Source organism: Rhizobium sp. G21 (assembly GCF_014158035.1).
In the GTDB taxonomy this organism is placed as follows: Bacteria; Pseudomonadota; Alphaproteobacteria; order Rhizobiales; family Rhizobiaceae; genus Rhizobium_E.
On the sequence record NZ_JACFXW010000001.1, the window covers coordinates 447,764 to 470,849 of the forward strand.

Here is a 23,086-nt window from a genome sequence, read left to right on the forward strand (position 1 = left end):
ATTGAGCGCATCTTGCCGCGCTCATGAGAACAGCCGCCGGATCGGCCAATCCGGCGGCTGTTTTCGTTTGACCGTTTGGGTCTCCGCTTACTTGCCCTGTCCGGCGATCTCTGCGAGCTGCGTCATCAGCATGGCGGCGGCAGCCATGCGCTTTTCGGGCTTTGGCAGATCGCGGGCCAGGAACAGCGAATGATCAGGGCGGATCTTGGCGAGCGTGCCCTGCCGTGAGATGAACTGCACGAGGCCGGCCGGATTGGGGAAGATCTTGTCGCGGAACACCACGACCAGGCCCTTCGGCCCCGCTTCCACCTTCTCGACATTGGCGATGCGGCACAGCGTCTTGATATAGACGATCTTGAGCAGATGTTCGGTTTCGGCCGGCATCTGGCCGAAGCGGTCGATCATCTCGGCGCCGAAGCTGTCGATTTCCTTGAGATCGCTGAGTTCGCCGAGGCGGCGATAGAGCTGCATGCGCAGATGCAGATCCGGCACATAGCTCTCGGGGATCATCACGGAGACGCCGGTGACGATTTGCGGCGACCAGCCGCTGTCGCTCACCTGCTCCTCGCCCTTGATCTCCAGCACCGCCTCTTCGAGCATCTGCTGATAGAGTTCGAAGCCGACTTCCTTGATATGGCCGGACTGTTCGTCGCCGAGCAGGTTGCCCGCGCCGCGGAGGTCGAGGTCATGGCTGGCGAGCTGGAAGCCCGCGCCGAGCGTGTCGAGCGACTGCAGCACTTTCAGCCGCTTGTCGGCCATCGTGGTCAGCGTCTTGTTGACCGGCAGCGTGAACAGCGCGAAGGCGCGCACCTTGGACCGGCCGACGCGACCGCGGATCTGGTAGAGCTGGGCGAGACCGAACATATCGGCGCGATGCACGATCAGCGTGTTGGCTGTGGGCACGTCGAGACCCGATTCGACGATCGTCGTCGACAACAGCACGTCATATTTGCCGTCATAGAAGGCATTCATGATGTCGTCGAGTTCGCCCGGCGGCATCTGGCCATGCGCCACTGCGAGCTTCAGTTCCGGCACCGCCTCGCGCAGGAAGGTCTGGATCTCCTCGAGATCGGAGATGCGCGGGCAGACATAGAAGCTCTGGCCGCCGCGATAATGCTCGCGCATCAGCGTCTCGCGGATCACCAGGGGATCGAAGGGCGAAATAAAGGTGCGCACCGCCATGCGGTCAACCGGCGGCGTGGTGATCAGCGACAGTTCGCGCACGCCCGTCAGCGCCAGCTGCAAGGTGCGCGGGATCGGCGTGGCCGAAAGCGTCAGCACATGCACGTCGGATTTCAGCTCCTTCAGCCGCTCTTTGTGCTTCACGCCGAAATGCTGCTCTTCGTCGACGATCAACAGGCCGAGATTGGCGAATTTGACGCCTGCTCCCAAAAGCGCATGCGTGCCGACCACGACGTCGATCTTGCCTTCCGCCAGCTCCTTCTTGGTCTCGTTCAGCTCCTTGGCCGTCACCAGCCGCGAGGCCTGCCGCACCTTGAGCGGGAAGCCCTTCAGACGTTCGGAGAAGGTCTTGAAATGCTGCCGCGCCAGAAGCGTCGTCGGCACCACGACGGCCACCTGCGCCCCGTTCATGGCGGCGATGAAGGCGGCGCGCAGCGCCACTTCGGTCTTGCCGAAGCCGACGTCGCCGCAGACGAGACGATCCATCGGCCGGCCCGCGCCGAGATCGTCGCGCACGCTGTCGATCGCGCCGGCCTGATCCTCGGTCTCGTCATAGGGGAAGCGGGCGGCGAATTCGTCATAGATGCCGTCGGGCGCGATCAGCGGCGGCGCCTGGCGCATCTGCCGCTCGGCGGCGATGCGGATCAGACCGCCCGCCATGTCGAGCAGCCGCTTCTTGAGCTTGGCCTTGCGCGCCTGCCAGGCGACGCCGCCCAGTTTGTCGAGTTGCGCTTCGGTCTGCTCCGAGCCGTAGCGCGACAGGAGCTCGATGTTTTCGACCGGCAGGAACAGCTTGTCGCCGCCGGCATATTCGAGCTGCAGGCATTCATGCGGCGCGCCGGCCGCCTCGATGGTCACCAGCCCGATAAACCGGCCGATGCCGTGTTCGGCATGCACGACGATCGAGCCCTCGTCGATCGACGAGGCCTCGGTGATGAAATCGGCGTTGCGCTTGCGGCGTTTTCCCCGCCGCACGAGGCGGTCGCCCAGAATGTCCTGCTCGCCGATGACGATCAGTTTGCCGCATTCGAAGCCGCTTTCGAGCGAAAGCACCGTCGCGCCGGCTTCGCCCGGCTTCAGCTTCATCGCGGCATCGAGGGTCGCAACGGGAACGACGCGCTCCAGCCCATGCTCCTGCAGCACCTGCAACAGACGGTCGAGCGAGCCCTCGGTCCAGGCGGAGACCACCACCTTGTCGCCCTTGGCGCGGTGATCGGCGATATGGCGCACGGCGGCGTCGAACACGTTGATGCGCTCCTCGCCCTCCTGCTCGCCGGCGCGCGCCCAGCGCATGCCGGGACGGGCTGAGAGCGCACGACCTTGCGCGCCTCGCCCTCATGCTCGTTGAACGGCGTGATGCGGATCGCGCCATGGCCCCGCAACTCCAGCATCACCTGTTCACCGGAGAGATAGAGCTGGTCGGGCGGCACGGGCTTATAGGGCGCGCCCTGGCTCAACCCCTTCTTGCCGGAGCCGGCGTCGAGCCTTGCTTCATAATAGTCGGTGATCAGCGTGAAGCGCTCATTGACCGATTCCTGCAACGTGTGATCGACGGTCAGGCGGAAGCCGGCGAGATAGTCGAACAGCGTTTCGAGCGTGTCATAGAACAGCGGCAGCCAATGCTCCATGCCGGCGAACCGCCGCCCCTCCGAGATCGCCTGATAGAGCGCATCGTCGCGCGTGGCCGCGCCGAACATCGTGAGATAAGCCTTGCGGAAGCGGCTGATCATATCCGGCGTCAGCGACACTTCGCTCATCGGGTTGAGCGAAATCTGCTTCACCTGCCCGGTGGTGCGCTGGCTGGCCGGATCGAGTGCGGATCGTCTCCAGCGTGTCGCCGAAGAAATCCAGCCGCATCGGTTCGGTCTCGCCGGGCATGAAGAGATCGAGAATGCCGCCGCGCACGGCGAATTCGCCGACTTCGCGCACCGTCGCCACCCGTTCGAAACCGTTTTTCTCCAGCCGGATGGCGATCTCGTCCATCTTCAGAATCTGGCCGGGCTTGGCGGAAAAGCCCATGGCCGAGATGGCGTCGCGCGGCGGCAATTTCTGCACCAGCGCATTGGCCGTCGTCAGCACGATGGCCGGATGCGGCTTGGCCTGATGTTGGATCAACCCCGCGAGCGCCGCCAGTCTCCGGGCGGAGACATCGGTTCCCGGCGACACCCGGTCGTAGGGCAGGCAGTCCCAGCCGGGCAGCACCAGCACAGGGATCTCCGGGGCGTGAAAGGCGAGCATTTGTTCGAGATCGGCGATCTTCTGGCCATCGGAGAGGACATAGGCGATCGATCCTCCGGCGCGGGCGAGTTCTGCCAGCACCAGCGCCTCCATGCCCGGCGGCACATGGCCGATCGAAAAGCTCTTCTCGTCCGCGAGAATTTTCCGGGGATCGAAATCCGGGATCATGCAGATGTCCTTGAGAGTGCCCCGGCGACTGAGATCGCTATCGGGCTGGAGAGATGGCGGAGCGGCATAGAAAACAAGACGACGGGCCGAAAACCGTCGTCACACCACGGGCTTGAAGGCTTCCTCGGGACGGAAGGCCAGAATGCGCTCGAACAGCGGCGTCTTGAGACGCTCAGGCATCGGCTTTTCTCCGGAAATCCACTTGAACAGATCATTGTCGTCTTCGCCGAGAACGCGCTCGAACTCGGCGAGTTCCTCGCCCTGAAGCGTCTTGAGTTCGGTGTCGGCGAACTGGCCGAGGATCAGATCCATCTCGCGGATGCCGCGATGCCAGGCGCGAAACAGGATGCGACGGCGATGGGGATCGAGATCGGCGGTGGTCAGGGTCGTGCCAGTCATCGGCGTGGTGATCCTCTCATGATACGAGGCCGTCTATATCCCTTGGAAACTTGCTTGTCAGCCTTGCAAATCCACCTTCGACAGCCGAAATTGTGTGCATGCGTCCCTCCATCCTCGATCCCTTGTTCGCCCCCCTCGCCTCGCTGCCCGGCATCGGGGCAAAGACGGGTGAACTCTATGCCCGGCTGCTCGGCCGCGAGAGCCTGGAGGACTGCCGGATCATCGATCTCCTGTTCCATGTGCCGCACAGCCTGATCGACCGTCGCAAGCAGCCCGGCATCGCGCTTGCGCCCCAGGGCGCCATCGTCACCGTCACCGCCCGCGTCGACCGCCACCAGCCGCCGCCCAAGGGACAGTCGAACCAGCCCTATCGGGTGTTCCTGCAGGATGATACGGGCGAACTCGCGCTGGTGTTCTTTCGCGCCAAAGGAAATTGGCTGGAAAAATCCCTGCCCATCGACGAGACCGTGATGGTCAGCGGCAAGGTCGACTGGTTCAACGGCCGGCCCTCCATGGTCCATCCCGATCACATGGCGCGCTTGTCGGAGGGCGAGAAACTGCCGCTGGTGGAGCCGGTCTATGGCCTCACCGCTGGCCTGTCGCCCAAAGTTCTGCGCAAGACCATAGAAGCCGCCATTTCGCGCGTGCCCACTCTGCCAGAATGGCTCGACGAGTCTCTGATCCAGAAACAGGGCTTTCTGCAGACCGCGGACGCGCTCCGCCTGATCCATCATCCGCGCGACGAGCACGACATCGATCCGCAGGCGCCGGTCAGGCGCAGGCTCGCTTATGACGAATTCCTGGCCGGCCAGGTGTCGCTGGCGCTGGTGCGCTCGAAGCTCCGGAAAGCGCCGGGCGTGCCGGTCAAGCCGACCGGCCTTCTGTCGGCCCAAGTGCTCAAGGCCCTGCCCTTTTCGCTGACCGGCAGCCAGACCGCGGCGATCGCCGACGTCCTCAGGGACATGGCCGGCGAAGACCGCATGCTCCGGTTGCTGCAGGGCGATGTCGGCTCGGGCAAGACCGTGGTCGCGCTGATGTCGATGTTGGCCGCAGTCGAGGCCGGCGGCCAGGCGGTGCTGATGGCGCCGACGGAAATTCTCGCCCGCCAGCATCACGCCACGATCAGCCAGATGGCGCGCATGACCGGCCTCACCATCGAAATCCTCACCGGCCGCACCAAGGGCCGCGAACGCGAAGAGATCCTCGCCCGCATCGCATCCGGTGAGGCGCAGATCGTCATCGGCACGCATGCGCTGTTCCAGGATACGGTCAATTACGCCAATCTGCTGCTCGCGGTCGTCGACGAGCAGCACCGTTTCGGCGTCCATCAGCGTCTCCGGCTCACCGCCAAGGGCGTGTCGCCGCATATGCTGGTGATGACCGCGACGCCCATTCCCCGCACGCTGGTGCTCGCCGCCTTTGGCGATATGGACGTCTCCAAGCTCACCGACAAGCCGGCCGGCCGCAAGCCGATCCAGACGGTGATCGTGCCGGGCGAACGGATCGGCGACATCATCGCCCGCATGCGCGCCGCCGTCGCCGAGGGCAAGAAGATCTACTGGATCTGCCCGCTGGTAGAAGAAGACGAAGAGAGCGAGCTGATGAGCGTCGAGGAGCGCCACGCCGTGCTCGCGAAAAGCTTCGGCGCGCAGGCGGCGCTGATCCATGGCCGCATGAGTGGGCCGGAGAAAGACGCGGTGATGATGGGCTTCAAGAATGGCGAGACCCGGCTTCTGGTGGCCACCACCGTCATCGAAGTCGGCGTCGACGTGCCGGATGCGACGATCATGGTGATCGAACATGCCGAGCGTTTCGGGCTGGCGCAATTGCACCAGCTGCGCGGCCGTGTCGGACGCGGATCGGAGGCGTCGAGCTGCATCCTCGTCTACAAGGGCAAGCTCAGCCAGAATGGCGAGGCGCGGCTGAAGATCATGCGCGAGACCGAAGACGGCTTCATCATCGCCGAAGAGGATCTGCGCCTGCGCGGCGAAGGCGAATTGCTCGGCACCCGCCAATCGGGAACGCCCGGCTTCGCCATCGCCAGCCTGGAGGCGCATGGCGACCTGCTCGAAATCGCCCGCAAGGACGCGCATTATTTGCTCGACCGAGATCCGGAACTGTCGTCGCCGCGCGGCGAGGCTATCCGCACACTGCTCTATCTCTTCCGGCGCGACGAAGCGATCCGCTTCCTCCATGCCGGCTGATCAGCTCTCCAGGACATCGCCCTTCGGCTTCCAGTCCGGCGCGATCAGGCCGGCCGAGATCAGCATCTTGGCGGCGTCTTCCGGGCTCATGTCGAGTTCGATGATTTTGGACCGCTCTACAAAGATCAGAAAGCCCGCGGTGGGGACCGGGGTCGGCGGCAGGAACACCGCCACCATGTCGTTGAACCCCTTCTCTTGGAATCGATGTTCGAGTTCGCCGCCGCGCACATCGGCGGCGATGAACACCATCGACCAGCTTCCCGGCCCCGGAAATTCGATCATGCCGACTTTCTTGAACGAGGTGCTGCGCTCGGCGAACACCGTCTCGAACAACTGCTTCAGCGCCTTGTAGAGCGAGCGAACCAGCGGCGTGCGATCCATGATCGATTCGCCGAATTCGACGATCGAGCGGCCGATCAGGTTCTTGGCGAAGGTGCCGATCAGCGTGATCATGAGCACCGCGATCAGCAGGCCAAAGCCTGGAATGGCGAATTTGATGTAGTTTTCAGGGTTATAGCGATAGGGAATATAGGGTTTGACCCAGCTGTCGGCCCAATGGATCAGCGTCCAGGTCAGCCAGATCGTGATCGCGATCGGCGCGCAGATAATCAGGCCCGTCAGAAAATTGTTGCGGAGCCGTACGCCGAAAGTCGGCTTATGCGGCGCGGTGTCTGGCGTGTGAGGATCCTGGGTCATCAGGCTCCCTGTTTAACGCGACTTTTCCGCGCCGCACAAGATTTTTATGATCACTCGACCGTGACCGACTTGGCGAGGTTTCGCGGCTGGTCGACATCGGTGCCCATGAACATGGCGGTGTGATAGGCGAGAAGCTGGATCGGCAGCGAAAAGATCATCGGATGGATGGCCTCGTCCATATCCGGCAGCACGATCGTCGCCATGGTCTTGAGGTCGCTGGCTTTGGCGCCCTTCTCGTCGGTGACGAAAATGATCTTGCCGCCGCGCGCCGCCACTTCCTGCATGTTCGACACGGTCTTTTCGAAGAAGCGGTCATGCGGGGCGATCACGATCACCGGCATGGTCTCGTCGATCAGCGCGATCGGACCATGCTTGAGTTCGCCCGCCGCATAGCCTTCGGCATGGATATAGGAGATTTCCTTGAGCTTCAGCGCGCCTTCGAGCGCGATCGGATAGCTGGTGCCGCGGCCGAGATAGAGCACATGCTTGAATTTGGAGAGATCGCGCGACAGCGCCTCGATCTCCGGCTGGATACGGTTGAGCACCGCGCTCATGATGCGCGGCATTTCAGTGAGATGGCCGACCAGCGCCTTCTCCTCCGTCTCCGTCAGCGTGCCGCGTTGGCGACCGGCGCGGATGGCGAGCGCGGCCAGCGCCGTCAGCTGGCAGGTAAAGGCCTTGGTGGAGGCGACGCCGATCTCGGGGCCGGCGAGGATCGGGAACACCGCATCCGCTTCGCGCGCGATGGTCGATTCCTTGGCATTGACGACCGCGCCGATGGATAGGCCTTGCTCCTTGCAGTAGCGCAAGCATGCGAGCGTATCCGCCGTCTCGCCCGATTGTGAGATGAACAGCGCGGCCGATCCCTTGGCGAGCGGCGCGTCGCGATAGCGGAATTCCGAGGCGACGTCGATTTCCACCGGCAGCCGCGCATAGCGCTCGAACCAGTATTTCGACGTCAGGCCCGCGAGATAGGCGGTGCCGCAGGCGGTGATCGCCAGGCTGTCGAGCTTGGCGAAGTCTATGCCGTCGTTCAGTTCCCGCACGCCGCCTTCTGTGAAATCGACATAATGGCCGAGCGCATGCGACACGGCTTCCGGCTGCTCGTAGATTTCCTTTTCCATGAAGTGACGGTGATTGCCCTTGTCGATCAGATAGGCGCTCGCTGACGAAATGCGGATCGGCCGCGACACCGGATTGCCGTCGAGATCGAAGATATGCGCGCCGCCTGCGCCCAGCACCGCCCAGTCGCCGTCTTCGAGATAGGCGATGCGATTGGTGAAGGGCGACAGCGCAATGGCGTCCGAACCCAGGAACATCTCCTTGTCGCCATAGCCGATGGCGAGCGGCGGCCCAGAACGCGCCGCCATGATGGTCGAGGGATCGTCCTGAAAGATCACCGCCAGCGCATAGGCGCCGGTCACCCGGCGCAGCATCGCGTGCATCGCTTCCCGGCGGCCCAGGCCTTCGCGGCGGAACTTCGCCAGCAATTGCGCCACGACTTCCGTGTCGGTCTGGGTGGTGAAACTCACGCCGTCTGCGGCAAGCTCCTTCTTGATCTCGGAAAAATTCTCGATGATGCCGTTGTGAACCACGGCAACGCCGTCGACGAAATGCGGATGCGCATTGGTTTCCGTCGGCGCGCCATGCGTCGCCCAGCGGGTATGCGCGATACCGATCTTGCCGGCCAGCGGCTCGGCGGCGAGCTTCTGTTCAAGATTGACGAGCTTGCCTTCCGCGCGGCGGCGTTCCAGCCTGTTGTCATGGATCGTTGCGACGCCGGCGGAATCATAGCCGCGATATTCCAGCCGCTTCAGCGCATCCACCAGTCGCGCCGCCACCGGCTCCACGCCCACGATCCCGACAATCCCGCACATAATCCGCTCCCGCTCAGTCTTGGCTGAAATTGGTCTCTACCAATTTCCGATGTCTTGCCGCGTCTTGTGGCTGGAATTTCGGCGCGCGGCAACGGGCAGCGCATCAAATTCGGTTTCGTGCGTTAACAGGCGAGCGGATCTGTATTGCAACCAGTGCGATTATGCGATTGATTTATGAATGTTTGCGGCGGCGGAAGCAGCAGCGCCTGGACCAGGGGCGTGACCGGGGAGACGGGCTCCCCGGCTGTGGCGAAAGCCTCGCCGTCCAATCGGAGGTTATGCCATGAGGCGATTGCCATACAGCATAACGCTTACTCTTAGAAGAAGCCGGAGCGGCTGGTCCTTGTCTCTCCGGATCTCATATAGGAAGTGAGTCCCGGCAGGCGGAGTTAGCGCTCCGCCTGCCACTCCTGAAAATACGCGACTTCAGCCCTGGTTGCAAGGTCAGCCCTTGCTCGCCGCCTTCTTCGCCTTCTTGATCGCCTCGTTGCGCGCCATGATCTCGCGGCCGTAACCTTCCTTGGTCACCTGCCGGGCGCGGCCGAAAGCGGCGGCGCCATCGGGGACGTTTTCAGTGATGACGCTTCCCGAGGCGGTCAGTGCGCCCTCGCCCACACTCACGGGCGCCACCAGCGAACTGTTGGAGCCGATGAAGGCGTCGGCGCCGATGCGGGTTTCGTATTTGTTGAAGCCGTCGTAATTGCAGGTGATCGTTCCCGCGCCGATATTGGCCCGCGCGCCGACCACGGCGTCGCCGATATAGCTCAGGTGATTGACCTTGGCCCCCTCGCCGATCTCGGCCTTCTTCACCTCGCAGAAATTACCGACCTTGGCGTTGGCGAGCAGCTTCGCCTCGGGCCGCAGCCGCGCGAAGGGACCAACGGAGGCGCCGGAGGAGACATAGGCGCCTTCGATATGCGAGAAGGCGTGGATAACCACATACGGCTCCACCGTCACGCCCGGTCCGAAGATGACATTCGGCTCGATCGTCACATCCTGGCCGATCACCGTGTCATAGGAGAGAAACACCGTTTCGGGCGCAATCATCGTCACGCCCGACACCATCAGTTCCCGCCGCTTGCGCTTCTGCCAGATGGCTTCGAGTTCGGCGAGTTCGGCCCTATTGTTGCAGCCTGCAGCCATTTCGAAAGACGCTTCGACGGTGGCCGACCGGCCGCCCTCGGCGCGGACGATCTCGACGAGGTCGGTGAGATAATATTCACCCTTCACATTGTTGTTGCCGATCTTGCGCAACAGCGACGCCGCCTTCGCGCCGTTGATCGCCATCAGGCCGGAATTGCAGAAATCGATCCGCCGCTCGTTGTCGTTGGCGTCCTTCTCCTCGCGGATGGCGACGAGTTCGCCGTCTCTTTCGAGCAATCGTCCATACCCGGTCGGCGACGGCGTCCGGAAGCCGATCACGGCGAGGTCATATCCCTCATCCAGCTTTGCGCGGGCTGCGGCCAAGGGGCCCGCCTCGATCAGCGGCGCATCGCCATAGGCCACCAGCACCGCATCATAGCCGGTTTCGATTTCACTCGCCGCCATCAGCACGGCGTGTCCGGTGCCGAGACGCTCGGTTTGTTCGAACACGATCACCGGCAGTTTGCCGGTCGAGGCCGCCGCCGCGACCGCATCGCCGTCACGCCCGACGATGAGGGCGATCTTGTCGGCGCCGCTTTCGTCCAGCGCTGCCACCACATGCGAGATCATCGGTCGGTTGCCGATCGTGTGCAGCACCTTCGACTTGGTCGATTTCATCCGCGTGCTGTCGCCCGCCGCCAGAACCACGGCCAGAACCTTTCCCGACATTCCGAATCTCCCTCTGAAATTTTGCGCCATAGCAAGCGCATTCCCGCGCTCTAGGCAAGCCGAGCGTGACAACCCGGCTGCGCGGATATCGCCGGAAGATCAAAGCTCAGCCGATGGATGGATCGTCCCTGCGGCTCATCAGGATCTTGTCGATACGGCGTCCGTCCATGTCGATGACTTCGAAGCGGTAGCCATAGGCTTCGAAATGGTCGCCTTCCTCGGGGCTCTTGCGCAGGCCCTGAACGACGAAGCCGGCGATGGTCTCGTAGCCGTCTTCCGTCGAGAGATTGTCCAGCCCGAAGGTCAGCTGCATTTCATGGATCGGCGTGCGGCCGTCGATCAGCCAGGAGCCGTCCTCGCGCTCGCGCACCAGAATGTCGTCGATGTCGTCGTAATTCGACGGCAGGATGCCGATGATGGCTTCAAGCAGGTCCGACGAGGTGATGATGCCTTCGGTGGAGCCATATTCGTCGACGATGATCGCCATGTGGATGTTGGCCGCCTTGAAGATCTCGAAGGCCTTCAGGCAGGTCGTCATTTCCGGGATCGTCGGAATCTCCTGCACATAGGTCTGCATCTGGAAGGCCTTCGGATTTTGGGCGGCCGCAAGCACGTCCTTGGTGCGCACGGCGCCGATGATGATGCCGTCATTTTCCTCGTCAATGACGGGATAGCGCGAATGGCCGGAGTCCCGAACCAGCTCCACCACATCCTCGAAGCTGGCTTTCAGATCGATGCCGACGATCTCGGTGCGATGCGTCATGATCGATTTCACCGAGCGGTCGGCGAGGCTGATGATCCGGCGCAGCATTTCATGCTCGGACTTTTCGAACACGCCGCTTTCGGCGCCTTCGGCCAAGACCGCCTGCACCTCGGCTTCGGTCACCTCGTCGCTGTCCTTGGCCGTCACACCCAAGATCTTCATCAACAATCGCGCCGACGCCTCGAAAAGATAGACGATCGGCGCGGCGATCCTCGACAACACGGTCATGGGGCCGGCGACGAAGATCGCAATCGACTCGGCATGTCGCAACGCGAATTGCTTGGGAATGAGCTCGCCGATGATCACCGACAGATAGGTGATCAGCGCCACGACGATGAGCCCCGCCACCAGGTGGCCGTAAGGCGCGATCGCCGGGATCACGTCGAGTTCGGGACCGAGTTTCTCGGTGATCGACGCGCCGCCATAGGTGCCGGCCAGGATGCCCACCAGGGTGATCCCGACTTGAACGGTAGAGAGAAAAGTACCGGAATTCTCCGCAAGGCCGAGCGCGCGGGCGGCGCCGGGATGACCCTGTTTGGCTTTCTGTCGGAGCAAGGGCTTGCTGGCGGAAACGATCGCCATCTCGGACATGGCGAAAAACGCGTTGATCACGAGAAGGAGTAGAATGATGAGAATTTCGGTCACTAGGGGCGCCAGGGCAATTTCAATTGCGGCCCAACCTAAAGCTTCGCCCTGTCATCTTCAAGATGCGGGGGCGAATTCTGCCAGAGGCTCGGCGCCAGTCACCTTGTGGCTGATCCTGTCGCGGCCCACGATGATCACGCGGCGCATGGCTTCGGCGGCGCCTGCGGCGTCGCGGGCGGCGATGGCGTCGACGATCAGCGTGTGCGACGCCGAGACTTCCGCGCCGCGCTCGTCTCCCGGGGCCGGAGACGACAATTTGAAGATGCCGACCAGAGCCGCCTCTATCAGGCTTCCGACGGTGCGCATGAACGGATTTTTGGACGCTTCGGATACGGCGAGGTGAAAACGCAGATCGGCAAGCGCAAGCGTCTCGGGCGTCAGCCCCTCGGCGCCCATGTCGCGCGCCAGTTGATACAGCGCCTTGATATCCGCCTCGGTGGCGTTCTCGGCGGCGAGCGCCGCGCCGTGCGGCTCGAACGCCATTCGGATCTCGCTGAGATGGGTGAGGAAATCACCATCGACGCCCATCTGGAAATGCCAGGTCAGCACGTCGGAGTCGAACAGGTTCCACTGGTTCCTCGGCGTCACCTTGGTGCCGATGCGCGCCCGCGGCACGATCAGCCCTTTGGCCGCCAGGGTCTTCATCGCCTCGCGAAGAACCGTCCGCGACACCTTGAAGCGCTGGGCGAGTTCGGGGTCGCCCGGCAGCGTCGCTCCCACCGGATAATCGCCGGAGATGATCGAACGGCCGATTTCATCCACCACCTGGGCATGGCTGGTTCTCGTTTTCTTGCCGCTGAACACGGCCTCCAGCACTCCCCTTCGCACGACGAACTCCTCACCCTTTGTTGTCGACTTTCGAGACCAGCAATATGCCTTTTTGCATAAGTATGAAGCCGAATAGCAAGAGCCCGATCACGATTTTCGTCCACCAGCTCGACAGTGTCCCGTCGAAAGTGATGTAGGTCTGGATCAAGCCCTGGATCAGGACGCCGATCAGCGTTCCGGCGACGAAGCCGGCCCCGCCGGTCAACAATGTCCCGCCGATCACCACCGCCGCGATCGCATCGAGTTCGACGCCCACCGTGGCGAGCGAATAGCCGGCGGACGTATAAAGAGAGTAGACCACGCCTGACAGGCCGGCCAGAAAGCCCGACAGCGCATAGATGCCGATCGTGGTCGAGGCCACCGGAGCGCCCATCAGCCGCGCGGTCGCCACGCCGCCGCCGAGCGCATAGACATTGGCGCCGAAGCGGGTCTTGTGCGCGATCACGATGCCTGCGACGAAAACCAGCAGCATGAGCCCGCCGATCACCGTGAACCTGCCGCCGCCCGGCATCTTCCAATAGAAGCTCTTGAGCGCCTTGTAGAACGGATGATCGATGGGAATGGAGTCGATCGTGAGCACGAAGGACATGCCGCGGGCGAGAAACATGCCGGCGAGTGTGACGATGAAAGGCGGCATTTCGAGATAATGGATGATCGACCCCATGGCTGCGCCGAAAGCCGTGCTGACGCCGAGCGCAATGGCGAAGACGAGCAGCGGATGCAGATCGGTGTTCTTGAGCAGCACGGCGATCAGGACGCCGGTGAAGGCGATCACCGAGCCAATCGACAGGTCGATGCCGCCCGACAGGATCACGAAGGTCATGCCGACCGCGGCGATGCCCAGGAAAGCGTTGTCGGTGAACAGGTTTCCGATCACTCGGGTCGACAGGATGTTGGGAAACTGCAATGCGCAGATCGCATAAGCGGCCAGGAAAATCAGCGTGGTCGCCGCCAGCGGCAGATACTTCGCTCTCATCCGCGCGTCTCCGACTTGCGGGTCCTGACAAGAGCGGCGAGATCGGCGAGCCGCGGCGATTGAACGATCAGGATGATCACGATCAGTCCAGCCTTGATGATGAGATTGTATTCCGGGGGAAGCCCGAGGTGAGAATGCCGGTATTGATCGCCTGAATGATCATGGCGCCCAGCAACGACCCGAGAATGGAAAAGCGGCCGCCGAGCAGCGAATTGCCGCCGACAACCACCGCCAGGATGGCGTCGAGCTCCAGCCACAGGCCGGCATTGTTGGCGTCCGCCCCTTGATGTCGGCGGCGACGATCAGCCCGGCGATGGCGGCGCAGAGACCGGAGAGCGCGTAGACCAGCACCACGAGCGCAGTCGTCTTGACGCCTGAGAGCCGGCTGGCGCGCAGGTTGACGCCGATCGCCTCGATCAGCAGGCCGAGCGCCGTGCGCCTGGCGAGCAACGCCACCGCCGCGCCGAACAGAACCCAGATCACCACCGGCATCGGCAGGCCGAAGGCCGATCCGCTGCCGATGAAGATCAGACCGGGCTCGTTGAACGTCAGGATCGCGCCTTCCGTGATCAACTGCGCCACCCCACGGCCGGCGACCATCAGCACGAGCGTGGCGATGATCGGCTGGATGTTGAGAATGGAGACCAGAACCCCGTTCCACATCCCGCAGATCAAGCCGACGCCAAGCGCCAGAGCCAGCGTCACCAGAAGCGGGTAGCCGCTGGTGACGGCGGCGGCGGCGGCCGCGCCGCAGATGGCGACGACCGCGCCGACCGAGAGGTCGATGCCCTTGGTCGCGATGACCAGCGTCATGCCGACTGCAACCAGCGCCACGGGCGCGCCGCGATTGAGCACGTCGATGATGCTGCCATAGAGACGGCCGTTCTGGAACGTCACGTTAAAGAAGTCGGGAAACAGGATCACGTTGAGCGCGAGCACGATGCCGAGCGTGATGATCTGGGGAAGTATGCGACGGATCATGACGCCAGACCCTTTTCGTTATGCACGCCGGCGATCGCGTCGACGATGCCGCTGGCGCTCATCTGCTCGCCGGTCAGTTCGCAGACATGTTCATGATCGCGCAACACGCGGATGCGCTGACTATACGCGATGAGTTCGTCGATTTCCGACGAGATGACGGCGAGCGCCATGCCCTTCTGGCAGAGATCCCGGATCAGCTTGATGATTTCGGCATGGGCGCCGACATCGATGCCGCGGGTCGGCTCGTCGAGGATCAGCAGTTGCGGATTGGTCGCCAGCCAGCGGGCGAGGATCGCCTTTTGCTGATTGCCGCCCGACAAGAGCTTGATCGGCTTCTCGCGTCCGTCGGTGCGGATGTCGAGCGCCTGAATATAGTGATCGGCGAGCGCGTTCTGTTCGGACCGAGACAGGGGCCTGGCCCAGCCGCGCCGGGCCTGCAGCGCCAGCACGATGTTTTCGCGCACGGAGAGATCGCCGATGATGCCGTCGGTCTTGCGATCTTCCGGGCAGAAACCGAAGCCCTGGGCAATCGCATCTTCGGGCGATGCGATGGTCGCGGGTTTGCCGTCGATTTCGACCTCGCCCTGGTCGGCGCGGCGGATGCCGAACATCACTTCGGCGGTCTCGGTGCGGCCGGAGCCGAGAAGCCCGGCGAGCCCGACGACTTCGCCGCGGCCGATGTCGAGATCGAAGGGCTTGATGTCGCCGCGACGTCCCAACCTCATGAAGCGGAAGCGCGCCTCGATATCCGGCTTGCGCTCCGGCGCGTGATGACTGGTCTCCTCGGTCAATTCGCGGCCGAGCATCATCGCCACGAGGTCCTTGCGCGGCAAATCCGCCAGGCGGCGCGCGCCGACCAGCTTGCCGTTGCGCAGCACGGTGACGCGGTCGCTGAGCGTATAGACCTGTTCGAGGAAGTGGGTGATGAAGACGATGCCAAGGCCCTTGCGGCGGAGATCGTCGACGATGCGGAACAGCACCTCGACCTCCTGCGCGTCGAGGCTGGCGGTCGGCTCGTCGAGGATCAGCACCTTGCCGGAGAGGTCCACGGCGCGGGCGATGGCGACGATCTGCTGCACGGCGACCGAAAAGCTCGACAATGGCTGCCGCACGTCGATATCGAGGCCATAATCGGCCAGAAGGGCGCGGGAACGCTCGTTCATCGCCCGGCCGTCGATCAGGCCGAAGCGGCGCGGTTGTCGATTGAGGAACATGTTCTCGGCGACCGTCAGATTCGGCAGGAGATTGACCTCCTGATATACGGTGCCGACGCCCAGGCTCTGGGCCTCGAATGTATCGCGGGGATCGATCGACACCCCGTCGAGAAGAATGTCGCCCGCGTCGCGTCGATAGGCGCCGGTCAGGCATTTCACGAGGGTGGATTTTCCGGCGCCGTTTTCACCGAGCAGCGCCATGACCTCGCCTCCCATCAGGGAGAAATCAACAGCGTCGAGCGCCTTGGCGCCCAGGAATGTCTTGGTCATGCCGCGCGCCGAAAGCAGCGGCTTCATCTCTGCAGTCATGCGGAATGCTCCGGCCGGCCGCGCCATCCGCCGAATTCGGCCGATGGCGGGCGTGCTCGATTGAGACCGCGCCGCCGGACGCAAATCCGGCGGCGCGGCGGCAGATCAATAGCCGAGGTCTTTCTTGGATTCGTAGACCTTCTGCGGATCGTCGGCCTGGGTGTAGAGCTTGGATTCCGTCTGGATCCACTTCGGCGGCTCTTTCTTGTCCTTGAGATAGGCGTCGAGCGCGTCGAAGGCCGGGCCGGCCATGTTCGGGGTCAGTTCGACCGTGGCGTTGGCTTCGCCGGCGGCCATGGCCTTGAAGATGTCCGGAACCGCGTCGATCGACACGACGAGGATGTCGGTCCCCGGCTTCAGGCCGGCTTCCTTGATGGCTTCGATGGCGCCGACGGCCATGTCGTCATTATGCGCATAGAGAGCGCAAATGTTCTTGCCGCCGTTTTCGGCCTTCAGGAAGCTTTCCATCACTTCCTTGCCCTTGGTGCGGGTGAAGTCGCCGGTCTGGCTGCGGATGATCTTCAGGTTGTCATGGCCAGCGATGGCCTGCTCGAAGCCCTTCTTGCGGTCGATGGCCGGCGACGAACCGGTCGTGCCCTGGAGTTCGACGATGTTGCAGGGCTTGTCCTTGGCGGTGTCGGCCAGCCACTTGCCGGCGACCGAACCTTCATGGACGAGGTCCGAGGTCACGGCGGTCAAGTAGAGGCTCTTGTCGCTGTCGACGGTGCGGTCGAGCAGGATCACCGGGATATTGGCGTCCTTGGCTTCGGACAGCACGTCGTCCCAGCCGGTCGCGACGACGGGCGCCACGAAGATGGCGTCGACGCCCTGGGCGATGAAGGAGCGGATCGCCTTGATCTGGTTTTCCTGCTTCTGCTGCGCATCGGCGAATTTCAGATCAACGCCGCGCTTTTCGGCTTCCTGCTTGGTCACCGTCGTTTCGGCAGCGCGCCAACCGGATTCAGATCCGATCTGCGAGAACCCCACCGTCAGAGCCATGGCCTGACCAGCGGCGAAAAACGAGACAGCAAGAGCCGTGGCGCTCGCAAGCGCTTTGAACTTATTCATGATTTCCTCCCAAATGATGGCTGCTCCACCAGCCGCGATCAAAAAATCATACAATAATATTTTTGTAAAGCAGCAGTTATCTCTAATTCGCGCTGCAAGCCACAGATGTATAAAAATGCTCAGCTTTTTTGCTTTGGCGAGCGCGCCGCGCCGCCTGTCGCCGCCATTTTAACGCTTGCCACGCCGCCCGACGCATGAGTAAAAGCCTAAACCTTCGTCCGGCCGCCGCACGGACGCGCCTTTCTGAGGCGACAAGAATAACAATTTGGGACGCCCGATGCTCGAACTTCTGCGTAAAGCCGCGAAAACCTGGGTCGCAAAGGCCCTGCTTATCCTCCTTGTCGCCTCCTTCGGCATCTGGGGCGTCCACAGTTCGATGTTTTCGGGCGCAAACGACGCCGTCGTGACCGTCGGCGACCAGAAAGTGTCCAATTCGGAATTCCAGTTCACGTTCAACAGCGTTTTCAGCCAGATGCAGCGGAGCATTCCGGGCCTGACGCTGGAGCAGGCGAAGATGTTCGGCCTCGAGAACACGGTCTATGGCCAGCTGGCGTCCGCCGCGGCGCTCGACCAGCTCGCCTCCGACATGAAGCTCGGCATGTCCGAGAGCCGCCTGTTGCAGCTCATCCAGGAAGAGCCGGCCTTCAAGGACGCTTCCGGCGCCTTCAGCCGTCAGCTGATGGAGCGTCGTCTCTACGACGCCCGCATCCGCGCCGAGGACTACATCAAGAACAAGGAGCGCGAGGCGGTGCGCGTGCAGATCGCCGATGCGGTCGCCAACGGCTTCACCCCGCCGGCCACGCTGACCAAGGCGCTCGAGGACTTCAGCAACGAACGCCGCACGATCGATTATCTGATCCTCACCAACGCCAATATCGATCCGGTCGGAGCGCCGACCGACGCCGCGCTCGCCAAGTGGTTCGAGGACAACAAGGGCAAATATCGCGCTCCCGAATATCGCAAGATCACCTATGTGAAGCTCGAGCCCGCTGACATCGCCGACGTGACCGCCGTCACCGACGAGGACGTGAAGGCCGATTACGACAGGCATATCGACGCCTACAGCACGCCGGAGACGCGCACGATCGAGCAACTGACCTTCGCCGACAAGGCGCAGGCCGACGCGGCGGCCGCCAAGCTCGTGGCCGGAACCACCTTCGACCAGCTCGTGACGGAGCAGGGCAAGACCGCGACCGACGTGCTGCTCGGCGATTTCAGCCGCGACAAGGTTCCGACGCCCGCGATGGCGGAAGCGGCGTTTGCGGTGAAGACCGAGGGCGGCGTGACGCCGGTGACCGACGGCCTGCTCGGCCCCGTCATCCTGCGCGTGACCAACATCAAACCTGAGGTCGTCAAGCCGCTCGATGCCGTCAAGGAGGACATCCGCAAGCAGCTCGCGCTCGTGCGGGCCAATGACGAGATCCAGGGCGTGCATGACCGTTTCGAGGACACGCGGGCGTCGGGCGCTTCACTGGCCGAGTCCGCGAACCAGCTGCAGCTGAAGTCGGTGACGATCGACGCCGTCGACGCCAGCGGCCGCGATCCCTCCGACAAGGACGTCGCCGGCCTGCCGGAACAGGCGCGCCTGCTCACCGAGGCCTTCAAGACCGACGAAGGCGTCGAGCCCCTGCCGCTCGATCTCAGCAATGGCGGCTATGTCTGGTTCGAGATCAACGGCGTGACCCCGGAGCGCGACCGCAAGCTCGAAGAAGTGCGCGAAAAAGTCGTCGCGGACTGGACGCGCGAGCAACAGCAGCTGGCCCTCGCCAAGAAAGCGGAGGAGCTCTCCAAGCAGATCCGCGAAGGCGCCAAGATCGCCGATATCGCCGCGACGCTGAAGATCGCCGTCGAATCGAAGGCCGACATCAAGCGCGGCGCGGACGACGCCGTTCTCGGCGCCGCCGCGATCAATGCCGCATTCGGCGGGCCGGAAGGCCATGTGTCGGCCTCGGCCGGCGCGGATGGCCAGAGCCAGATCGTTATGCAGGTCACCGACGTCCAGAACACGCCGACCGCCGATGCGCTCGACAACAGCGCCGAGCAGATCAAGCAGGCCGCGGCGCGCGCCGGCGACGACTTCCTCGACCAGCTCGTCAGCGAGTTGCAGTCGGATTTCGGCGTCTCGGTCAATCGCACGCTCGCCAATCAGTTGATGGTCCGCTAAGCCGGGGAACTGCCATGGCCGATCTGAAACCCTTTCTCGCCAAGGTGGCCGCCTCGCAGCCTCTGTCGACGGACGAGGCGCGATCCGCCTTCGACATCATCATGTCGGGCGGCGCCACTCCCAGCCAGATCGGCGCTTTCCTGATGGGCCTGCGCGTGCGCGGGGAAACCGTGGACGAGATCCAGGGCGCCGTCAGCACGATGCGCGACAAGATGCTGACGGTTGAGGCGCCTGAAAACGCGATCGACATCGTCGGCACCGGCGGCGACGGCGCACACACCTACAATATTTCCACCCTCGCCTCGATCATCACCGCAGGCGCGGGCGTGCCGGTGGCCAAGCACGGCAACCGCGCCCAGAGCTCCAAATCCGGCACCGCCGACGCGCTGTCGGCGCTCGGCGTCAAGCTCGACATCACGCCCGAGGTGACGGCGCGCTGCATTTCGGAGGCCGGCATAGGCTTCATGTTCGCCCAGCAGCATCATTCCGCCATGCGATTCGTGGGGCCGACCCGTGTCGAGCTCGGCACCCGGACGATCTTCAACCTGCTCGGACCTCTCTCCAATCCCGCCGGCGTCAAGCGGCAGTTGCTCGGCGTCTACGCGCCGCAATGGCTGCGTCCGGTCGCCGAAGCCCTGAAGGGGCTCGGCTCGACCGATGTCTGGGTGGTGCATGGCGACGGTCTCGACGAGATCACGCTGACGGGCGAAACCCAGGTCGTCGCGTTGCAAAACGGCGAGATCCGCGAGTTCACGCTGACGCCTTCCGATTTCGGCATGCAGCCGATCACGCTCGACGAGATCCGTGGCGGCGACGGCGAACACAATGCCGGCGCTTTGCGCGCGATTCTCGATGGCGCGACCAACGCCTATCGCAATATTTCCGTCGCCAACGCCGCCGCCGCCCTCGTGGTCGCCGGCAAGGCCAAGGATATCGCCGAAGGCGTTACGCTGGCAGAGACGTCGCTGTCGTCGGGCTCGGCGCGCGCCGCGCTCGACCGGCTGATAACCGTATCCAATTCGTGAGGCTGACATGGCCGATATCCTGAGAAAGATCGAACTCTACAAGCGCAAGGAAATCGACGCCGCCATGGCGACGGTCTCCCTCGACGACCTCAAGGCGAAGATCGCCGGCGTGGACGCCCCGCGCGGTTTCCTAGCCGCGCTCGAGAAGAAGCGCGACGCCGGCCTCTACGGCCTGATCGCCGAAATCAAGAAAGCCAGCCCGTCCAAGGGCCTGATCCGCGCCGATTTCGATCCGCCGGCGCTGGCCAAGGCCTATGAGCAGGGCGGCGCGGCCTGCCTGTCGGTGCTGACCGACGGGCCCAGCTTCCAGGGCGCGCCGGAGTTTCTCACCGCCGCCCGCGCGGCCTGCGCTTTGCCGGCGCTGCGCAAAGATTTTCTCTTCGTGCCGTATCAGGTCTATGAAGCGCGCGCCTGGGGCGCCGATTGCATCCTGATCATCATGGCGTCGCTGACCGACGACGAGGCCAAAGCGCTTGAGGATACGGCGTTCGCGCTCGGCATGGACGTGCTGATCGAGGTGCATGACGAAGCCGAGATGGAGCGGGCGCTCAGGCTCACGTCGCGGATGATCGGCGTCAACAACCGCAATCTTCGCACCTTCGAGGTCGATCTCGCCACCTCCGAGCGGCTCGCAGGCATGGTTCCCGCCGACCGCCTGCTGGTCGGTGAAAGCGGTATCTTCACGCTTGAGGATTGCGATCGGCTCAAGGCCTCGGGCATCTCGACCTTCCTGGTCGGCGAAAGCCTGATGCGAAAGGCCGACGTGACCGCAGCCACCCGCGAGCTCCTCGGTCTCGCCTCGCCTTCGGCAGCCGCGTGACATGAGCGAAAGCCTCACCCATATCGGCGCATCCGGCGAGGCTCATATGGTCGATGTCGGCGACAAGACCGAGACGGTCCGCATTGCAATCGCCGAGGGCGCGGTTCGGATGCGGCCGGAGACGCTTGCTCTCATTCTCTCCGGAGACGCCAAAAGGGCGACGTGCTGGGCACAGCCCGGCTCGCCGGCATCATGGCCGCCAAAAAAACCTCCGATCTCATCCCGCTCTGCCATCCGCTGATGATCAGCAAGGTGACTGTCGACATCACGCCGGACGCCGAGCTGCCCGGCCTGCGCGTCGAGGCCATGGTCAAGCTGACCGGCAAAACCGGCGTCGAGATGGAAGCGCTGACGGCGGTGTCCGTCGCCTGCCTGACCATCTATGACATGGCCAAGGCCGCCGACAAGGCGATGGAGATCATAGACATCAAGCTGAAGAGCAAGTCCGGCGGCAAGTCCGGCGACTTCATTCGGGACGCCGGCTGAGATGGCCGGGCCGCTGATCCCGGTCGAAGAGGCGCAGGCCCGTCTGCTCGCCGCCGCCCGCCCGATCGAAACGCGTGAAACCCTGCCGATCTGGGCCGCTGACCAGCGCGTGCTGGCCGAACCGGTGATCTCGCGCCTGACGCAGCCGCCTTTCGACGCCTCGGCCATGGATGGCTACGCCTTTCGGCGCGGCGACGTCGCGGAGATCGGCGACCGCCTTGACGTGATTGGTGAATCGGCGGCCGGCCATTCTTTTTCGGGAGAGGTCGGAGCCGGCCAAACGGTGCGCATTTTCACCGGAGCGCCCGTGCCCAAAGGCGCAGACACCGTGCTGTTGCAGGAAGACGCGATCCGCCGCGACGATGGCCAGATCGAACTGACCTTCCTGCCGGATCTCGGCCGTCATATCCGTCCGCGCGGACAAGATTTCGCAGAAGGCGAAGCCGTGCTGGCGGAAGGACTGCTGCTCGATCCCGGCCGGCTGATGCTGGCCGCCGCCTCCAATCATGCCGACGTCAGCGTCTACGAGCGTCCGTTGGTCGGCGTCATCGCCACCGGCGACGAGTTGCGCAAACCCGGAAGCACACTCGGACCGGATCAGATCGTCGCCTCCAGCGTCTTCGCCATCGCGGCGCTGGGCGCGCCGGGCTGGCGCTGATGTCGAGAATTTTGGCATCGTCGCCGACGATCCCAAAGCGATCGTCGAAGCGGTCGAGCGCGCCAAAGCGCGCGGCGTCGATGTCATCGTCACCCTCGGCGGCGCGTCCGTCGGCGATCACGATCTCGTCCAGTCGACGCTGATCGGTCTCGGCATGCGGCTCGATTTCTGGCGCATCGCCATGCGGCCGGGCAAGCCGCTGATGGTCGGCGCGCTCGGCGACATCCAGGTGCTCGGCCTGCCCGGCAATCCCGTCTCCAGCATGGTCTGCGGCCTGTTGTTTCTCGAACCGCTGCTGGCCAAGCTGGCGCGAAGGTCGCCGCCGAACCGAATGGCGACGGCCGTCACCGAAACCGAGCTCGCGGCCAATGACCATCGGCAGGATTATCTGCGCGCCCGGCTGACGCGCGCCGAAGACGGACAGCTGCATGTCCGCTCCTTCGGCAAGCAGGACTCCTCGCAGATGAAGATCTTCGCCAATTCCGAGGCGTTGATCATTCGTCCGCCCCACGCGGCGGCGGTCAAGGCGAAAGAGCCCTGCCGGATCCTCATGCTCCGCGACGGCGTGTAAAC

The 23,086-nt window shown here is 63.6% G+C and carries 13 protein-coding genes and 4 pseudogenes; 6 read left to right on the plus strand and 11 right to left on the minus strand.

Features of this window, described 5'->3' with window-relative positions:
• Window positions 1-87: 87 nt before the first annotated feature.
• Both mfd and H2O14_RS02355 read right to left on the minus strand, forming a co-directional pair.
• Window positions 88-3,588, minus strand: a pseudogene (gene mfd / locus H2O14_RS02350) (transcription-repair coupling factor).
• Window positions 3,589-3,687: 99 nt separating this feature from the next.
• A complete protein-coding gene (locus H2O14_RS02355; protein WP_182826373.1) occupies window positions 3,688-3,987 on the minus strand; it encodes a succinate dehydrogenase assembly factor 2 in 300 nt (99 codons plus the stop codon).
• Window positions 3,988-4,085: 98 nt separating this feature from the next.
• On the opposite strand from H2O14_RS02355, the gene recG reads away from it, so the two are divergent.
• The gene (recG, locus tag H2O14_RS02360; protein ID WP_182826374.1) at window positions 4,086-6,191 is read left to right on the plus strand and encodes an ATP-dependent DNA helicase RecG; all 2,106 of its coding nucleotides are present in this window, start codon (window positions 4,086-4,088) and stop codon (window positions 6,189-6,191) included.
• On the opposite strand, the gene H2O14_RS02365 is transcribed toward recG, so the two are convergent.
• From H2O14_RS02365 to ytfQ, 9 genes and pseudogenes are all read right to left on the minus strand, one after another.
• Window positions 6,192-6,887, minus strand: a complete 696-nt coding sequence (locus H2O14_RS02365) for a DUF502 domain-containing protein (protein WP_182826375.1) — start codon at window positions 6,885-6,887, stop codon at window positions 6,192-6,194. It lies immediately after the preceding gene.
• A 50-nt stretch (window positions 6,888-6,937) separates the two neighbouring features.
• Window positions 6,938-8,764, minus strand: coding sequence for a glutamine--fructose-6-phosphate transaminase (isomerizing) (gene glmS, locus H2O14_RS02370; RefSeq protein ID WP_182826376.1), 1,827 nt, complete (start codon window positions 8,762-8,764; stop codon window positions 6,938-6,940).
• Between the two features lie 444 nt (window positions 8,765-9,208).
• The gene (glmU, locus tag H2O14_RS02375; protein WP_182826377.1) at window positions 9,209-10,576 is read right to left on the minus strand and encodes a bifunctional UDP-N-acetylglucosamine diphosphorylase/glucosamine-1-phosphate N-acetyltransferase GlmU; all 1,368 of its coding nucleotides are present in this window, start codon (window positions 10,574-10,576) and stop codon (window positions 9,209-9,211) included.
• 106 nt (window positions 10,577-10,682) lie between these two features.
• Window positions 10,683-11,984, minus strand: a complete 1,302-nt coding sequence (locus tag H2O14_RS02380) for a hemolysin family protein (protein ID WP_182826378.1) — start codon at window positions 11,982-11,984, stop codon at window positions 10,683-10,685.
• Between the two features lie 57 nt (window positions 11,985-12,041).
• On the minus strand, window positions 12,042-12,812 hold the full coding sequence (locus tag H2O14_RS02385; RefSeq protein WP_182826379.1) for a FadR/GntR family transcriptional regulator: 771 nt from the start codon (window positions 12,810-12,812) through the stop codon (window positions 12,042-12,044).
• A gap of 10 nt (window positions 12,813-12,822) precedes the next feature.
• Window positions 12,823-13,788, minus strand: coding sequence for a galactofuranose ABC transporter, permease protein YjfF (gene yjfF, locus H2O14_RS02390; RefSeq protein WP_182826380.1), 966 nt, complete (start codon window positions 13,786-13,788; stop codon window positions 12,823-12,825).
• A pseudogene (locus H2O14_RS02395) lies at window positions 13,785-14,769 on the minus strand (ABC transporter permease). The gene yjfF and the pseudogene H2O14_RS02395 overlap by 4 nt, the downstream one beginning before the upstream one ends.
• Window positions 14,766-16,292, minus strand: a complete 1,527-nt coding sequence (gene ytfR, locus H2O14_RS02400) for a galactofuranose ABC transporter, ATP-binding protein YtfR (RefSeq protein WP_182826381.1) — start codon at window positions 16,290-16,292, stop codon at window positions 14,766-14,768. Before ytfR ends, H2O14_RS02395 begins: the two are co-directional and overlap by 4 nt.
• 105 nt (window positions 16,293-16,397) lie before the next feature.
• Window positions 16,398-17,360, minus strand: coding sequence for a galactofuranose ABC transporter, galactofuranose-binding protein YtfQ (ytfQ, locus tag H2O14_RS02405; RefSeq protein ID WP_137156115.1), 963 nt, complete (start codon window positions 17,358-17,360; stop codon window positions 16,398-16,400).
• Between the two features lie 277 nt (window positions 17,361-17,637).
• Between ytfQ and H2O14_RS02410 the strand changes: the two genes are divergently transcribed.
• The 5 genes and pseudogenes from H2O14_RS02410 (at window position 17,638) to glp (ending at window position 23,084) form a co-directional block, all read left to right on the plus strand.
• Window positions 17,638-19,524: a peptidylprolyl isomerase gene (locus H2O14_RS02410; RefSeq protein ID WP_182826382.1), complete on the plus strand. Its 1,887-nt coding sequence runs from the start codon at window positions 17,638-17,640 to the stop codon at window positions 19,522-19,524.
• A gap of 14 nt (window positions 19,525-19,538) precedes the next feature.
• Window positions 19,539-20,549 carry an anthranilate phosphoribosyltransferase gene (gene trpD / locus H2O14_RS02415; RefSeq protein ID WP_182826383.1) on the plus strand — a complete coding sequence of 337 codons (1,011 nt, stop codon included), beginning with the start codon at window positions 19,539-19,541 and terminating at the stop codon, window positions 20,547-20,549.
• A 7-nt stretch (window positions 20,550-20,556) separates the two neighbouring features.
• A complete protein-coding gene (trpC, locus tag H2O14_RS02420; protein WP_182826384.1) occupies window positions 20,557-21,369 on the plus strand; it encodes an indole-3-glycerol phosphate synthase TrpC in 813 nt (270 codons plus the stop codon).
• Window position 21,370: 1 nt separating this feature from the next.
• A pseudogene (gene moaC / locus H2O14_RS02425) lies at window positions 21,371-21,855 on the plus strand (cyclic pyranopterin monophosphate synthase MoaC).
• Window position 21,856: 1 nt separating this feature from the next.
• Window positions 21,857-23,084: pseudogene (glp, locus tag H2O14_RS02430) on the plus strand (gephyrin-like molybdotransferase Glp).
• The last annotated feature ends 2 nt before the right edge of the window (window positions 23,085-23,086 follow it).

Excerpts from the sequence above, each read along its gene's own strand:
- H2O14_RS02355 (WP_182826373.1), bottom strand. The coding sequence starts at position 3,987 with ATGACTGGCACGACCCTGACCACCGCCGATCTCGATCCCCATCGCCGT.
- recG (WP_182826374.1), top strand. The coding sequence starts at position 4,086 with ATGCGTCCCTCCATCCTCGATCCCTTGTTCGCCCCCCTCGCCTCGCTG.
- trpD (WP_182826383.1), top strand. The coding sequence starts at position 19,539 with ATGGCCGATCTGAAACCCTTTCTCGCCAAGGTGGCCGCCTCGCAGCCT.
- glmS (WP_182826376.1), bottom strand. The coding sequence starts at position 8,764 with ATGTGCGGGATTGTCGGGATCGTGGGCGTGGAGCCGGTGGCGGCGCGA.
- yjfF (WP_182826380.1), bottom strand. The coding sequence starts at position 13,788 with ATGAGAGCGAAGTATCTGCCGCTGGCGGCGACCACGCTGATTTTCCTG.
- ytfR (WP_182826381.1), bottom strand. The coding sequence starts at position 16,292 with ATGACTGCAGAGATGAAGCCGCTGCTTTCGGCGCGCGGCATGACCAAG.
- glmU (WP_182826377.1), bottom strand. The coding sequence starts at position 10,576 with ATGTCGGGAAAGGTTCTGGCCGTGGTTCTGGCGGCGGGCGACAGCACG.
- H2O14_RS02410 (WP_182826382.1), top strand. The coding sequence starts at position 17,638 with ATGCTCGAACTTCTGCGTAAAGCCGCGAAAACCTGGGTCGCAAAGGCC.
- ytfQ (WP_137156115.1), bottom strand. The coding sequence starts at position 17,360 with ATGAATAAGTTCAAAGCGCTTGCGAGCGCCACGGCTCTTGCTGTCTCG.
- trpC (WP_182826384.1), top strand. The coding sequence starts at position 20,557 with ATGGCCGATATCCTGAGAAAGATCGAACTCTACAAGCGCAAGGAAATC.
- H2O14_RS02365 (WP_182826375.1), bottom strand. The coding sequence starts at position 6,887 with ATGACCCAGGATCCTCACACGCCAGACACCGCGCCGCATAAGCCGACT.